The following is a 14,648-nucleotide window of genomic DNA, read 5'->3' on the forward strand; positions in this document are numbered from 1 at the left end:
CGCCATGGCGCATGAAGAGATCATCGACCATTACTCGGCGCTGGCCCGGGCCGCGGCGGCCGGGCGGGTGATCGCGGACTGCGGGCCGGACGCCTTCGAGGAGGGCTGCTTCGGCGCCGCCGGCTACGACGACATCCATGCTCTGCCCGACGGGGTGGTGCGAGCGAGCCTGGGCTGCGGCAACCCCGTGGCGGTCGCCGAGCTGCGCACCGGCCAGACGGTGCTGGATCTGGGCTCGGGCGGCGGCATCGACGTGCTGCTGTCGGCCCGCCGGGTCGGCCCGCACGGCACGGCGTACGGGCTGGACGCCAGCCTCGACATGCTGGAGCTGGCCCGGCGCAACGCCGCGCAGGCCGGCGTGCGGAACGCCGAGTTCCTGCACGGCCGGATCGAGCAGGTACCACTGCCGGACCGGTCGGTGGACGTGGTCATCTCCAACTGCGTGATCAACCTGTCCGGCGACAAGGCCGCGGTGCTGGCCGAGGCGTTCCGGGTGCTGCGGCCGGGCGGCCGGTTCGGGGTCAGCGACGTCGTGGTCGGCGGTGTGGCCGACAGCGTGGCCGGCGGGGCGATCGATCCGGTCGCTCGTGCGGCGGTCGAGCAGCGCATCGGCTGCGTGGCCGGAGCGCTGGCGGTGGCCGAGTACCGGCGGCTGCTGGCCGCGGCCGGATTCACCGGCATACGGATCACGCTGACCGCCGGCCACGGCGACGGCGTGCACTCGGCGATCGTCCAGGCCATCAAGCCCGCTGCCGGACCAGGGGTGGAGATCCGGCCGATGCGTGAGAGCGACGCCGATGAGGTGCTGGCCATCTACCAGGCCGGGCTGGACACCGGCCAGGCCAGCTTCGAGACCGTCGCCCCGAGCTGGGAAGGCTTCACCGCGGCCAGGCTGCCGCACCTGCGTTACGTGGCCGGCGACACGAGCACCGGCCAGGTGCTCGGCTGGGTGGCCGCCTCCGCGGTCTCAGCCCGTCCGGTGTATGCCGGGGTGGTCGAGCACAGCATCTACGTGCATCCGGGTTGCCAGGCACACGGCATCGGCAAGGCGCTGCTGTCCGCCTTCGTCGCCGGGAGCGAGGACGCGGGCGTGTGGACGATCCAGACGGGGATCTTCCCCGAGAACGCCGCCAGCCTGTCCCTGCACCAGGCGCTCGGGTTCCGCGTGGTCGGCACCCGTGAGCGGATCGGCCGCCACCACGGCATCTGGCGCGATGTGCTGACGCTGGAACGGCGCAGCTCCGTGGCCGGCGCCTGAGCCAGGAGGCTCCAGGAGCTGGCGCTCGGCTTCTTCACCCGTCTGGCCGGGGAACGCGCCCTCGGCTGGCCCGGGCGAGGTGATCAACCCGGCGAGAGCACCTGCCCGTTCCCAGCAGGCAGAGACAGATGTCAATATAGACACATACCTATTTCGATGAGTGTCTATACGGAGGGGTGCGGTTGGAACTGCTGGAGATCCTGGAGTGCAGCCCGCCACTGACCCGCGAGCCGCTGGACGCCGAGCAGGCGGCCGGGGTGGCGCGCGTGTTCAAGGCGCTGGGCGACCCGGTACGGCTGCGCATCCTGTCGATCGTGGCCAGCCGCGCCGGCGGCGAGGTGTGCGTGTGCGACATCACCGGCGCGTTCGAGCTGTCCCAGCCGACCATCAGCCACCACCTGAAGGTCCTCAAGGAGGTCGGGCTACTCACCTCCGAGAGGCGTGCCTCCTGGGTCTACTACCGGTTGGTGCCCGAAACGCTGGGCGAGCTGTCGGCGCTGCTGACCCTACCTGCCACGGCACCGGCGGTTCCGCTGTGACGGCCACCGCGCCACCGGCCCATGTGCTCGGCGCCCTGTCGGTGCTGGACCGGTTCCTGCCGGTGTGGATCATCGCGGCCATGGCCGCCGGGCTGCTGCTCGGACGGCTGGTTCCCGGCCTGGACGCCGCGCTGGACGCCGTCAAGATCGGCGAGATCTCGCTGCCGATCGCGCTCGGCCTGCTGCTGATGATGTACCCGGTGCTGGCCAAGGTCCGCTACGACCGCCTCGGCACCGTCACCGGCGACCGCCGCCTGCTGATCTCCTCCCTGGCGCTGAACTGGGTGCTCGGCCCGGCCCTGATGTTCGCCCTGGCCTGGACGTTCCTGCCCGACCTGCCCGAGTACCGTACCGGCCTGATCATCGTCGGGCTGGCCCGCTGCATCGCCATGGTGCTCATCTGGAACGACCTGGCCTGCGGCGACCGCGAGGCCGCCGCCGTGCTGGTCGCCCTCAACTCCATCTTCCAGGTGATCGCCTTCGGCGCGCTCGGCTGGTTCTACCTGCAGGTGCTGCCCGGCCGGCTCGGCCTGACCCAGAACGTGCTGCAGGTCTCCGCCTGGGACATCGCCCAGTACGTGCTCATCTTCCTCGGCATCCCGCTGCTGGCCGGCTATCTCTCGCGCAGGCTCGGCGAGCGAGCCAAGGGCCGCGGCTGGTACGAGGCCCGGTTCCTGCCGAAGGTGGGGCCGCTGGCGCTGTACGGGCTGCTGTTCACCATCGTCATCCTGTTCGCCCTGCAAGGCCACACCATCACCTCCCGGCCCGGCGACGTCGCCCGCATCGCGCTGCCGCTGCTGGCCTACTTCGCCCTGATGTGGGGCGGCTCGTTCCTGACGGGCAAGGCGATCGGCCTGGGCTACGAGCGCTCCACCACGCTGGCCTTCACCGCCGCCGGCAACAACTTCGAGCTGGCCATCGCGGTCGCGGTCGGCGTCTTCGGCGTCACCTCCGGCCAGGCCCTGGCCGGCGTGGTCGGCCCGCTCATCGAGGTGCCCGTCCTGGTCGCGCTGGTCTACCTGTCCCTGGCCCTGCGCGACCGCTTCACCGCCGCCGGCAAAGCGGTGACCGCACCATGAGCGCCCTGCTGTGCGGAGCCGCCTTCGGCACCGTCTCCGCGAGCCACCGCGAAAGGTGATCACGTGAGCGACAAGCCCACCGTCCTGTTCGTCTGCGTCCACAACGCCGGCCGCTCCCAGATGGCCGCCGGCTGGCTCACCCACCTGGCCGGCGGCGCGATCGAGGTGCGCTCAGCCGGGTCAGCCCCCGCCGACCAGGTCAACCCGGTCGCGGTCGAGGCCATGCGCGAGGTGGGCATCGACATCACCGGCGAGCAGCCCAAGGTCCTCACCGTCGACGCGGTCGAGGCCTCCGACGTCGTGATCACCATGGGCTGTGGCGACGCCTGCCCGATCTTCCCCGGCAAGCGATATGAGGACTGGAAACTCGACGACCCCGCCGGCCAGGGCATCGAGTCGGTCCGGCCGATCCGGGACGAGATCAAGGACCGCGTCGGCAAGCTGATCGGCGAACTGCTGCCCGGTTGAAAGCCCGGCCGGACGACCGAATAGGCGCCTGCCTGATTGTGGGGGTGCGTTGTGGGTGCGTTCGGGCGCCCTCTGAAAATCGACTGGCGGAGGACTACACCTTGGCCTTCTTGGCAGGGCGCCTGCGACCGATCGCGCGGACGATGAGGGGAATGCCGATCAGGCTGGGAAGGGTCCAGTAGGTCCAGCGAGGCAGCTGGTCCCACAACGGCAGATGCGCGCCGTTGTCGATGTAGAAGCCGGTGAGCAGGGCGATGTAGGACAGGCTCATGCCGGTGATGTGCAGATACGGCGCGCGCCGCCGGTTCAGGTAGCCGACCAGGGCGGCGGTGAGTGCGAGCGTGCCGATGGCGAACAGGTGAGCGTTGTGGCTCCACCGGATCACTGCCAGAACCGCCATCGACGCCCAGACCACCCCCAGCCCCCACAGATAGACCCGGGCATAGCGAACATGCCTGGAGCCGCCCTTGCGTGACAGGGCGGCCACCATTCCGCAGGCGACGCAGGCCAGCCCGGCCGCGACGTGTACAGCCAGCACGGCGAGGAAGAACGGGCCGGCGTCGGGGACCGGGATGCCGAGGACGTCGATCTCGTCCATGGTCGCCTCCATACGTAGCATGGCTATAGGTAGCAACGCTACTTGTTGGATTGTCCGGAAGAAAGGGCCGGTATAGCGTTACTACCTATGCGGGCAGAAGCACTCAAAGGACATCTGGACGGGTTGCTGCTGGCTGCGCTAGAGGCTGGGCCGTTGCACGGGTATGCGGTCAAGGAGGCGCTACGCGAGTCCACCGAGGGCCGCATCGATCTGCCGACCGGCACGGTCTATCCGGCGCTGCATCGGCTGGAGCGGGCGGGACTGATCAGCGGCAGTTGGTCGGTGGTGGGCGGGCGGCGGCGGCGCAGCTACGCGCTCACCCCGGCCGGGCATGTCGCGCTCGGCGGCGAACGCGCCGGATGGCGGGAGTTCGCCAGCGCTGTCACCGCCGCGCTGAAGGTATCGTCGTGGCCGGCCACGAGCTGATCGAGGCTCAGCTCGCCATCTTGTCCGCCCGGTTGCCGGCCCAGGCGGTGGACGAACTCGCCGATGGGCTGTGGGAGACCTATCAGGCCCGGCTGGCGCTCCTGGGAGACGGCGAGGCCGCAGCGCGCGAAGCGATCGTAGAGTTCGGTGACGCCGACGAGGTCACGGCCGCGTTCTTTCGCGACTCGCCATGGCGGCGGATGGCTCTGGGGCTGCTGGCCACCGGGCCGGTGATGGCCGCGCTGTGGGGCGCGAGCCTGGTTTCGGCTCAGGCGTGGGACTGGCAGATCCCCATCGCCGCCCCGATCGCCTACGGTCTGGTTCTGCTGGCGATTGTCGCGACCTTACTGACGGTCACGCGAGCGCGGCGCAACTACCGGCGGGCCCGGACGGCGACCCTGAGCGGAGCGGTCGCTCTCCTGGTGCTGGACGCGGGCATGCTCGTCGCAGTGGCGAGCATGACGTCATTAACGCTGGCCGGGCCGATCGGGGCTTGGCTGCTGCCGGCGGCGCTGGCGGCCAGCCTCTTTCGCATCATCGCCACGCTTCGAGCGTTGCCCGCGATGCGGGGCCGCTGACCGGCCTCCGCCTTCGCGCTCCGTTGCCGCTGCGGCGCGGCTCAGGCGCGGGCCGGCTGCACCAGTGGAGTGAACAGGGCGCCGAGCCGGGCCACGTGCTCGGGGATGATCCAGTAGTAGACCCAGGTCCCGCGCCGCTCGCCGCCGATCAGACCGGCGGTGCGCAGGACCTTCAGGTGGTGGCTGATGGTGGGGGCGGTCAGGTCGAAGGCGTCGGTCAGGTCGCAGACGCAGGCTTCGCCGCCGGCGTGGGAGCCGATCATCGACAGCAGGCGCAGCCGGACCGGGTCGGCCACGGCCTTGAGCAGCACGGCCAGCTCGGCCGCTTCGCCTTCGCCGAGCGGCTGGCGGGCGATCGGCGCGCAGCACACCGCATCCTGCGCGTCCTTGCCGCTCGGGACGAGGGGCAGGGTGGTGGCGGTCATGCGGGAGCCTCCGTACCTGGCTGGTGGTTCGATGCCTGTCTAAATGATAGGCGGTGGTAGCCGACCAGCGACCCGGCGGCGACCAGACAGGTCAGCGCGGCGGCGGCCACGCCAGCAGGACCGAGAAACTGTAGTACAGCACGCCGAACCCGATGGTCTGGGTGATGGCCTGCGCCGCCACGCACCCCTGGCCCAGGGCACGCCCCGGGTCGGGGCGGCGCTGTGGCCGTCGCTCGTCGGCGCAGCGACGGCCGGATCGGCCCCGGTGGCGCTCTCGGTGGCCCTCACGAGACCTGCCGTGGTGCGGCGGGCATGAGGTGACTCCTTCAGATGTGCGGCTGGTGGTGGGGCCGATCCAGGTCAGCCGCAGCAGCCGCCGCCCTGGGAGGCCCCGGCGGTCGCCAGCGGCAGCGGGGTGGCCAGCAGGCCGCCGCTGATCCCGGTGGCCAGGCCGACCCGCTGCTCCTGGGCTTCGGCCAGGCTGGAGGAGCACACTCCGGTCTCGGGCAGGTCCAGCTGTACGTCCCGGGCGGCCTCCCAGTCGCCGGCCAGGGCGGCGACGACCGAGCGGGCCTGCTCATAACCGGTGGCCAGCAGGAAGGTGGGGGCGCGGCCGTAGCTCTTGACCCCCACCGCGTAGTAGCCGGGTTCGGGGTGGGCCAGTTCGTCGGCGCCGTGCGGCGGGACGGTGCCGCAGGAGTGCGCGTTGGGGTCGATCAGTGGTGCCAGCGCGCGGGTGGAGCCGAGGACCGCGTCGAGGTCGAGACGCAGTTCGCCGGCGATGGCGTGGTCGGGACGGTAACCGGTGGCGGCCACGATGCGTTCGGCGGTGATGGTCTGCTCGGCGCCGGACGGGTCGCGGCTGATCACCCGCACCTGCTCGCCGTCGCGTTCGATGGTATGGGTGAAGAAGCCGGTCACCAGGCGGATGCGGCCGGAGGTGACGTGGGCGTGCAGGCGGGTGCCGAGCGCGCCGCGAGCGGGCAGCGCGTCGGCCTCCCCGCCGCCGTAGGCGCGGGCGGCGTCGCCGGCGCGGATGGCCCAGGTGATCGGGGTGTCCTCCAGCTGGGCGAGGGCGAGCAGGGTGGTGGCGGCCGAGTGGCCGGCGCCGACGACCAGGACATGCCGGCCGGCGTACCGGTCGCGGTCGGTGCCGAGGACGTCGGGCAGCGCGTGGTCGACCAGGTCCGCCGCATCGCTCTCGCCGTGGGCGGGCAGGCCGCTCGCGCCGAGCACGCTCGGGGTGGCGTAGGTGCCGGAGGCGTCGATGACGGCGCGGGCGTGCAGCTCGGTGCCGTCGGCCAGGCGGATCAGGAACGGCGCCGCCTCACGTCCGGCGGTGCGGACCCGGTCGTAGCCGAGCCTGCTGATCGCGCTCACCTGCGCGCCGAGGCGGACCCGGTCGCCGAGCAGCTTGGCCAGCGGGGCCAGGTAGTCATCGATCAGCTCGGCGCCGGTCGGCAACCACTCGGCGTCCGGCGCGCTCCAGCCGTCGGCTTCCAGCAGGCGGCGGGCCGCTGCGTCGATGTTGTACCTCCACGGGCTGAACACCCGTACGTGGCCCCACTTGGCCACCGACGCGCCCGCCTGCTCGCCCGCTTCCAGCACCACGAAGTCGAGGTTCCGTTCGGCGAGGTGGGCTGCCGCGGCCAGCCCGACCGGGCCCGCGCCGATCACCACGACAGGCAGCGCGTCAGGCTGTGCGGCCTGCGTGCTGGGCTGGAGTTCGACGGCGGCAGGACCGCAGCATCCGCTCATGGCGCATCTCCTCATCGGTTCTCGCGGACCAAGGCCCGCGCTGTTTTGAAGTCTGTCTAAGTAAGCTCATCGGCAGGATGCCCGATAGATTAGAGATATGTCAAATTAGAGGTTCATCGAATCAAGCAAGGTGCGGCCGCTCAGGCGCGGGCGCGTTCCCGGTCGCCGCACAGGTGACGGGCGAGCGCTGCCACGATGCGCCGGGCGTCGGCGCCCACCCCGCGCAGGGTGTTGGAGGAGGGGGTGCGCTGCCACTCCAGGCCCAGGAAACCCAGGCCGCCATGGGTGAGCGACAGGCCCTGGCGCTGGCGCGGGCGGCCGTCGGCCGTCAGGGCGCCCAGTGCGGCCAGGTAGGGCAGGTTCGGCTGGTAGCCGGTGGCCAGCAGCACCGCATCGACGCGTTCACGCCGGCCGTCGGGCCATTCGACCTGATCGCCGTCCAGGCGCGTGAACATCTCCCGGCGCTGAAAGCGGCCCTCGCGCAGCGCCCGGCGGTAGCGGCCGTCATCGAGGACGGGCGAGGCGGGCGGAGCCTCCGCGCGAGCCAGGGGCAGCCGGTCGAACCCGGTCACACGGAACCAGAAGTGCAGGTCCCGCCCCAGCGGACGTTGCTCCACGAACCGGATCGGCGTGCGGCCGGCGAGCGTCACCCGCCAATCGGCGGCCAGCTCGTAGGCGACTTGGACCGCCGAGTTGCCCGCCCCGACCACGATGACGTGCTCGCCGGGCAGCGAGGCCGGCGAGCGGTAGCCGGCGACAGGACCCGGCGGTCCGGCCGGAGGCCAGGCCACGCATGACTTTCTCAAGGCGTTGGCCCATGAGGGCCGTCAGCAGATCATGCTGCTGTTCGCCCGAGGCGCCGAGCTGTCGGTGAACCAGGTCGCCGAGCGCGCCGGCATCAGCCAGTCCGCCGCCTCCCAGCAGCTCGCGCTGCTGCGTCGCGGCGGTATCGTCACCTCCCGCCGCGACGGCAAGGAGGTGCTGTATCGCGGCGACCGCGACAGCACCGCCCGCATCCTCGGAGATCTGCAGGACTATCTGAAGTTCTGCTGCTGAGCTTCGTGCCGGTGACCTGGCAGAGTGAATGTCACAGCAGCGCGGTGGCCAGACCGAGCACGGCGCAGATGCCGAGGATGCGAAGCATCGGCCACTTCAGGATGAAGGTCATGACGAGTGCGGCCGCCGTGATCAGGCAGGCGACCAGGCTGAGGGTGCCCGGCTCAGGCAGCTGGCTGGTGAACGGCCCCCACTTCCACGTGAAGGTACGGGCGAAGAGGGTGTGCTCGGCGAAGTAGAGGGCCAGGTTGGCGATGACGCCGACGACCGCGGCGGTGATGCCGGTCAGCGCGGCGCTGATGGCGGCGTTGTGACGCAGCCGCTCGACGTAGGGGGCGCCGAGGAAGATGAACAGGAAGCAGGGCACGAAGGTGACCCAGGTGGTCAGCAGGGCGCCGAGCAGCGCGCCCGCCCACGGGGTCAGCGCACCCGGGTCGCGGTAGGCGCCGAGGAAGGCGACGAACTGCACCACCATGATGAGCGGCCCGGGGGTGGTCTCGGCCAGGGCCAGGCCGCGCACCATCTCGCCGGGAGTCAGCCAGGCGTAGGTCTCCACGGCACGCTGGGCGACGAAGGCGAGCACGGCGTACGCGCCGCCGAAGGTGACGAGCGCGGTGCCGGAGAAGAACAGCCCCTGGGTCGTGAACACGCTGTCGGCGCCCAGGAACAGCGCCACCGCGGCCACGGGCAGCCACCAGGCGACCAGCCCGACGGCGAGGACCTTGCCCGCCGAGCGCCGGCTGGGCCGGGCGTGGTGCAGGGCGTCGTCGGGGATCAGCGGCGCGGGTCCGCCGTCGCCCCCGTGCCCGTTGCCCTTCGTGAGCACCTGCGGCGCCAGCCGGTGCACCGCCCACCCGGCGAGGGCGGCAGCGGCGATCACGACGGGGAACGGCACTCCGAACAGAGCCAGGGCGAGGAAAGCCGCCACCGCCACCGCTACGAACAGCGGATGGGTCAGCGAGCGCCTGGCAACCCGGATGACGGCCTGAGCGACGATGGCCAGCACCGCCGGCGCGATCCCGGCGAACAGGGCGGTCACCACCCCGGTGTCCTGCCACAGGACATAGACGGCCGACAGCGCCAGCAACGCGAGCATGCCGGGCAGCACGAACAACGTGCCCGCGACCAGGCCGCCACGGGTGCCGTTCAGCAGCCAGCCGACGTAGATGGCCAGTTGCTGCGCCTCGGGTCCGGGCAGCAGCATGCAGTAGTTCAGCGCGTGGTTGAAGCGCTGCTGGCCGATCCAGCGCTTCTCCTCCACCAGGGTGCGCTGCATGACGGCGATCTGCCCGGCCGGGCCGCCGAACGTTTGCAACGAGATCAGGAACCAGGCGCGTACGGCCTGCCGGAACGGGATCACATCGCGTGTCGCTTCGGTAGTCATCTCGACCTCCTCAGGGGGTGTGCCGGCCTATGGGCAGTCGGACGTCCTCCGCTCGCAGCCTGAGCGGCCGGCAGGACACGGACAACGGCGTCGGGGTCGGCGCTCATGCCGGTTCTCGCCCCAGCAGCAGGGCCCGCCGATAGAACTCGTACAGCCCGTCGAAGATCGGCCCGGTGATCTCCAGCACTCGCGGGTCAGCACAGATCATCGACAGGCCACGCAGAATCGCGTCGAGGCCGGCCGCCTCGGGCGCGTCGAAACGCTCGTCGTCGATGTCCGCCTCGTGCACGATCTCGGCGATCTTCCACAGCACCGGATCGACCAGTTCGTAGCGCCGCAGGATCGTCTCGAAAGTACAGTCGCCGCCGTGATGCGACAGATCCGCGCCCCGCATGTCGAACGGCGTCGCGTCCACGGGCACCTCGGCGGGATCGTTCACGAAAACGAACACCGCATCGGCATCGACGTCGCGGCGAATCAGCCAGGCACACGCCGCCCGGTCAATGTGCACCCCACTTCGCGTGGCCCACTTCACCGGCTCTCCTCCTTCGCGAGGACCTCTTGCGCCAGCGCCCGTACCGCGAGCCGGGCCTCCTCCCGCTCGGGCGGCGGGAAATGGTCGCGACGACCGATCCGGCGCAGCTCCGCCTGCAACCGCTTGACAGCCCGCGCCCGCTCCCCCGGCCTGGCCTGCGCCAGCGCTCCCACCTGCACGATCACCGCCCGGTACTCCTCCGCTCTGGCCTGCCGCATCTCGGCCGCGATCGCCTGCTCCTGCGCCTGGCTGCCCGGAGCGGCCAGCCACAGGGTGGACGTCCCGCCCACCTCGCCGACCTCCTCGGCGATCCATTCCAGCTGCTCACGCGTACGGGCATCGGCGGGCAACGCGACCAGGCCGTCACCGAGCCGCGCCACCCCGAGCCGGTCGAGCTTGCGCCAGATCGTGATCCGCAACGTGGACGGCTGCCGGGGGATCCGGTACGCCAGCAACACCCACTGACCAGTCCCCACTGCCGCCTCCTACAGTAACCGTTGTTACTGTAACCATAGTTGCAGTCATCATCCATCGACAAGGATCGGGCCATCTCGCACCATGCAGCGGGCCCTTGACGTCGACAGGGTGGTCAGCACGTCATCCACATGACGTTCGAGGCCACCAGGGTCGGCGGCAGTGTGGGAGCCATCGCCGAAGGGGCCGACACCACCCCGTGCCGCTGACCGACCTGCGACCGCGCTCTCACTGCGGCGGCTGGGGGTCACCGGCAGGCTCAGCTGTGGCGAAGGCTTCACTGCCGATGGGGAGATCGTGCGCTGCGATGATCACCGCGGGTGGATCCTTGCGACGACCATCCTGGCCGGCCTTACCAGGGCGCTCTGGTGTCAGCCGACGTGGACGATGGGACGCCGGTCGGGATCGGGCTCGGCCTGACGGAGGACCTCGCGGGTCAGTGGCGGGACGTCGCCGCCGCCGAAGACCAGGTAGCGCAGCAGGGCGCCGATGGGGTTGCCCTCGGCGGCCCAGTGGAAGTACACGTTCGGGGTCTTGCCGGTCCGGTCGCGCAGATGCAGCAGCAGGGCGGCGATGGAGTTGGCGACCGTGGTGCTCTGCATGCGCAGGATGCGGAAACCGTGGCGTTCCTCGCCGGTCACGCGGAGCTCTCCGGCGAATTCGGAGGCGTCGGGGATGGTGACCTCCAGGAAGAGCAGGCCTTCGCTCGTGCGCAGGCGGTGCAGCTCCCAGGCCTCGCGGGCCTTGTCGACGTACTCCTTGGCATTGCGGCTGTGGGGCTCGTTGGCGATGAGGTAGATCTCGCCGGCCTCGTTGATGAAGCGGCGGGCGCGGTCGTCCAGGCTGATGTGGGTGACCCGCAGTTCGGTGGAGCGGGTGGCGCGGGAGATGAGCGAGATGACCACGATGGCGAGGACGAACAGCAGGGCGATGACGAGACCGTCGGGCCGTTCGATGATGTTGGCGACGGTGGCGTAGGCGACGATCAGGGTGACGGCCCCGAAGGAGACGGCGGCCCTGGTCTGGCCCTTGTTCCAGGCGGACAGGGTGACCGCGACGGCGGCCGACAGGATCAGGGCCAGGACGCCGGTGGCGTAGGCGCCTCCCTGGGCCTCGACCTCGGCGTCGAAGACGAGGGTGATGAGGCCGGCGATGGCGGTGAAGACCAGCACCATCGGGCGGATGGCGCGGGTCCAGTCGGGGGCCATGCCGTAGCGGGGCAGGTAGCGCGGCACGATGTTGAGCAGTCCCGCCAGTGCCGAGGCCCCGGCGAACCACAGGATGGCGATGGTGGACAGGTCGTAGGCGGAGCCGAACCAGTCGCCCAGGTAGAGGTGGGCGAGGTAGGCCAGGGCGCGACCGTTCGCCGCGCCGCCCTCGGCGAACTCCTCGGCCGGGATGAGCACGGTGGTGGCGACGCTGGAGGTGATCAGGAAGACGCTCATGATGAGCGCGGCGGTGGTCAGCAGCTTGCGCGCGCCCTTGATCCGCTCGGCCAGCTCCCCCTTGACCAGCGGCATGACGGCCACACCGGTCTCGAAGCCGGACAGGCCCAGGGCGAGTTTCGGCATCACGTACAGCGCGACGGCCACCATGGCGATGGGGCTGGAGTAGTCGGTGGCGAGGACGTTCTGCCAGCCGGCCACCTTCTCCGGGTGGGCGAGCACCTGCTGGACGGCGGTGCCCACGACGACCACGTTGAGCAGGAGATAGACGGCGACCAGGACGACCGCGATGGAGATGGCCTCGCTGAAGCCGGCCAGGAACACCCCGCCGAGCGCGGCGATCAGCAGCAGGGTGACCGGCACCTGCCAGTCCGCCCAGGAGTGCGGGATGAAGGGGTTGTGCAGGATGTGCGCGGTGGCGTCCGCCGCCGACAGGGTGATGGTGACGATGAACGCGGTGGCCACGAACCCGAGCAGGAACAGCACCAGCAGCTTGCCGCGCCAGCCGGGCAGCAGCCGCTCCAGCATCGACAGCGAACCCAGCCCGTGCGGGCTCTCCGCCGCGACCCGGCGATAGACCGGCAACGCCCCGAACAGGGTCAGCGCGACCAGCAGAAGCGTCGCGACCGGGCTGAGCGCGCCGGCGGCCAGGGCGGCGATGCCCGGCTGGTAGCCCAGCGTGGAGAAGTAGTCCACGCCCGTCAGGCACATCACCTGCCACCACTTGTGCTGGTGGCCGGGGGTCTCCTCCGGCGCAGGCTGATTCGCCAGGCCCTCGGGGCTCTGCAAGCCCTTGAGCAGCCACCGCCGCAGCGGCGCGCGCTTGTCCACCTCGGCCACCCAGAACCTTCCGTCAAGAAATCGTCAAGACAAAGGCACCCTAGTGAGGTCAAGGGCTGTATCCGCGTGCTCGTGGCGTCAAGAAAACGTCAATATTCCGGGCATGACGTTGGCAGACGTGTCGGTACGCTCGCCTCCGATTTGTAATGGCGTCATAGTGATGTCATTGTGACGTCATGGACTTGGCCCCGTATGTCGATCAGCTCCGCCGCGAGCTCGTGATCGCCGCCGCAGCGGGCGGAGAGGACGTTCGCGCGCTGGCCGAGCGGCTCACCGCAGCGCTCGAGTCGGCCACCCGGCTCGCGCTGCTGGAGGCACTGTCCGCCGCAGCGGACGAAATCACCCTCGACCTGGCGCCGGGCTCGGTCGAGGTACGTCTGCGCGGCCGTGACCCAGGGTTCGTCGTGACGCCGCCGCCGGCCGGCGGGTCGTTCGAGGCAGAAGGCGAAAGGGAGAGACCGCCCGCCCCACCGCCGGACACCGACGAGGGCGGCACGTCCCGGATCTCGCTCCGGGTCCCCGAGCACCTCAAGCCACGGATCGAGGAGACCGCCGCCCGGGACGGGCTTTCGGTCAACGCCTGGCTGGTACGCGCCGTCTCCGCCGCACTCGATCCCGGCCGGACGGGCGCGAGCTCCGGCAGCCGGGGTGCGGCCCGGCAGAGCGGCAACCGTTTCACCGGCTGGGTGCGCTGATGACCACGCCGATCCACGACGAGAGGACCACCATGCCGGCCTTCGACTCCCCCGGCCCCATTCTCACCGTCATCGACCTGGCGACCGCGAGCATCCGGATCCGCGCGGGTGACCGTACCGACACGGTCGTCGAGGTCCGCCCGAGCGACGCGCACAACGACGCCGACGTGCAGGCCGCTCGGCACACCCGGATCGAGTACGCCGACGGCAGGCTTCTGGTGCGCGCGGACCAGACCTGGGCCGCATCGGGATCCGGCCGCGGCCCCTCGCTCGACCTGCTGGTGGAGTCCCCCGCGAACTGGGCCCGCTCACTGCTGCTCGGCCCGGGCTCCGTCAATGTGACGATCGACGTCCCGGCGGGCTCCCGTCTGGACGCCAAGTCCGCGGCGAGCCTGCACTGCCGGGGGCCGCTCGGCGAGGTGGCGTTCACCACCTCTTCCGGCGACATCCGGGTGGAGGAGGCCGGCCGGCTGCGGCTGAAGACCACCTACGGCGACATCTCGGTCACCCGCTCATCCGGGCACGCCGAGGTCACCACGACACACGGCGCCATCCGCATCGGTGCGATCGACGGCACCGCGGTGGTCAAGAACTCCCACGGCGACGTCAGCCTCGGCGAGGTCACCGGCGGGCTGCGGCTGAACAACGCCCACGGCGACAGCACCATCGACCGCCCCCTGGCCGGCGTCACCGCCAAAACCGCGTACGGCAGCGTACGGATCCGCGAGGTGGTGTCCGGCACGGTCGTCATGGAGACCACCGGCGGCAGCCTGGAGCTCGGCATCCGCGAGGGCACCGCCGCCTGGCTGGACGTGAGCTCGAAGGACGGCACCGTGGACGTCGCCCTCGCCTCCGGCGACGCTCCCGGCCAGGCCCACCCGACCGTCGAGGTGCGGGCGCACACCGCCTACGGCGACATCGCCGTCCACCGTTCCTGACGACCGAGGAGGTCAGTCGTCGAGTGCCTGGTAGAGGGTGGTCCAGAAGTCGTGGATGGCGTTCGCCGAATCGGGGGTGGACATCCCGGTCTGGGTGAGCAGGATGCCGACGATGCCGTTCTCGGGGTCGGCGTAGGTGGTGGTGCCGGCTC

At 70.8% G+C, this 14,648-nt stretch carries 16 protein-coding genes and 1 pseudogene; 9 read left to right on the forward strand and 8 right to left on the reverse strand.

All coding sequences use genetic code 11. From position 1 onward, the window contains the following. Positions 1-4 precede the first annotated feature (4 nt). From ABEA43_RS63890 to ABEA43_RS63905, 4 genes are all read left to right on the forward strand, one after another. Positions 5-1,258 (forward strand): GNAT family N-acetyltransferase, encoded by a 1,254-nt coding sequence (locus ABEA43_RS63890; RefSeq protein WP_345579369.1) that lies wholly within the window; start codon positions 5-7, stop codon positions 1,256-1,258. Between the two features lie 182 nt (positions 1,259-1,440). Then, positions 1,441-1,797: an ArsR/SmtB family transcription factor gene (locus tag ABEA43_RS63895; RefSeq protein WP_345579414.1), complete on the forward strand. Its 357-nt coding sequence runs from the start codon at positions 1,441-1,443 to the stop codon at positions 1,795-1,797. Then, positions 1,794-2,876, forward strand: a complete 1,083-nt coding sequence (gene arsB, locus ABEA43_RS63900; RefSeq protein ID WP_345579372.1) for an ACR3 family arsenite efflux transporter — start codon at positions 1,794-1,796, stop codon at positions 2,874-2,876. Before ABEA43_RS63895 ends, arsB begins: the two co-directional genes overlap by 4 nt. 63 nt (positions 2,877-2,939) lie before the next feature. After that, entirely contained in the window at positions 2,940-3,344 is a 405-nt protein-coding gene (locus ABEA43_RS63905; protein ID WP_345579375.1) for an arsenate reductase ArsC, read from the forward strand. A gap of 94 nt (positions 3,345-3,438) precedes the next feature. On the opposite strand, the gene ABEA43_RS63910 is transcribed toward ABEA43_RS63905, so the two are convergent. Next, on the reverse strand, positions 3,439-3,942 hold the full coding sequence (locus ABEA43_RS63910; RefSeq protein ID WP_345579378.1) for a hypothetical protein: 504 nt from the start codon (positions 3,940-3,942) through the stop codon (positions 3,439-3,441). Positions 3,943-4,029: 87 nt separating this feature from the next. On the opposite strand from ABEA43_RS63910, the gene ABEA43_RS63915 reads away from it, so the two are divergent. Both ABEA43_RS63915 and ABEA43_RS63920 read left to right on the forward strand, forming a co-directional pair. Further along, on the forward strand, positions 4,030-4,368 hold the full coding sequence (locus ABEA43_RS63915; protein ID WP_345579381.1) for a PadR family transcriptional regulator: 339 nt from the start codon (positions 4,030-4,032) through the stop codon (positions 4,366-4,368). Further along, positions 4,350-4,946 carry a hypothetical protein gene (locus tag ABEA43_RS63920; RefSeq protein WP_345579384.1) on the forward strand — a complete coding sequence of 199 codons (597 nt, stop codon included), beginning with the start codon at positions 4,350-4,352 and terminating at the stop codon, positions 4,944-4,946. Before ABEA43_RS63915 ends, ABEA43_RS63920 begins: the two co-directional genes overlap by 19 nt. A 41-nt stretch (positions 4,947-4,987) precedes the next feature. On the opposite strand, the gene ABEA43_RS63925 is transcribed toward ABEA43_RS63920, so the two are convergent. The 3 genes from ABEA43_RS63925 to ABEA43_RS63935 form a co-directional block, all read right to left on the reverse strand. Beyond that, positions 4,988-5,371, reverse strand: coding sequence for a metalloregulator ArsR/SmtB family transcription factor (locus ABEA43_RS63925; protein WP_345579387.1), 384 nt, complete (start codon positions 5,369-5,371; stop codon positions 4,988-4,990). 360 nt (positions 5,372-5,731) lie between these two features. Then, complete coding sequence (locus ABEA43_RS63930) at positions 5,732-7,129, reverse strand: FAD-dependent oxidoreductase (RefSeq protein WP_345579390.1); 1,398 nt, start codon at positions 7,127-7,129, stop codon at positions 5,732-5,734. A gap of 140 nt (positions 7,130-7,269) precedes the next feature. Next, complete coding sequence (locus ABEA43_RS63935) at positions 7,270-7,920, reverse strand: NAD(P)/FAD-dependent oxidoreductase (protein WP_345579393.1); 651 nt, start codon at positions 7,918-7,920, stop codon at positions 7,270-7,272. A 16-nt stretch (positions 7,921-7,936) separates the two neighbouring features. Here ABEA43_RS63935 and ABEA43_RS63940 point away from each other — a divergent pair. Further along, positions 7,937-8,185, forward strand: a pseudogene (locus ABEA43_RS63940) (ArsR/SmtB family transcription factor); the annotation flags it as partial. Between the two features lie 31 nt (positions 8,186-8,216). On the opposite strand, the gene chrA reads toward ABEA43_RS63940, so the two are convergent. From chrA to ABEA43_RS63960, 4 genes are all read right to left on the reverse strand, one after another. Then, positions 8,217-9,569 carry a chromate efflux transporter gene (chrA, locus tag ABEA43_RS63945; protein WP_345579396.1) on the reverse strand — a complete coding sequence of 451 codons (1,353 nt, stop codon included), beginning with the start codon at positions 9,567-9,569 and terminating at the stop codon, positions 8,217-8,219. 103 nt (positions 9,570-9,672) lie between these two features. Next, positions 9,673-10,104 (reverse strand): chromate resistance protein ChrB domain-containing protein, encoded by a 432-nt coding sequence (locus tag ABEA43_RS63950; RefSeq protein ID WP_345579399.1) that lies wholly within the window; start codon positions 10,102-10,104, stop codon positions 9,673-9,675. Beyond that, entirely contained in the window at positions 10,101-10,580 is a 480-nt protein-coding gene (locus ABEA43_RS63955; protein ID WP_345579402.1) for a Chromate resistance protein ChrB, read from the reverse strand. Before ABEA43_RS63955 ends, ABEA43_RS63950 begins: the two co-directional genes overlap by 4 nt. A gap of 369 nt (positions 10,581-10,949) precedes the next feature. Then, entirely contained in the window at positions 10,950-12,863 is a 1,914-nt protein-coding gene (locus ABEA43_RS63960; protein WP_345579405.1) for an APC family permease, read from the reverse strand. A gap of 176 nt (positions 12,864-13,039) precedes the next feature. Between ABEA43_RS63960 and ABEA43_RS63965 the strand changes: the two genes are divergently transcribed. Continuing rightward, the gene (locus ABEA43_RS63965) at positions 13,040-13,558 is read left to right on the forward strand and encodes a hypothetical protein (RefSeq protein ID WP_345579408.1); all 519 of its coding nucleotides are present in this window, start codon (positions 13,040-13,042) and stop codon (positions 13,556-13,558) included. Next, a complete protein-coding gene (locus tag ABEA43_RS63970) occupies positions 13,558-14,496 on the forward strand; it encodes a DUF4097 family beta strand repeat-containing protein (RefSeq protein WP_345579411.1) in 939 nt (312 codons plus the stop codon). Before ABEA43_RS63965 ends, ABEA43_RS63970 begins: the two co-directional genes overlap by 1 nt. Positions 14,497-14,648: the final 152 nt, after the last annotated feature.

Origin of the sequence: Nonomuraea rosea (assembly GCF_039539705.1) — a bacterium.
GTDB lineage: Bacteria > Actinomycetota > Actinomycetes > Streptosporangiales > Streptosporangiaceae > Nonomuraea > Nonomuraea rosea.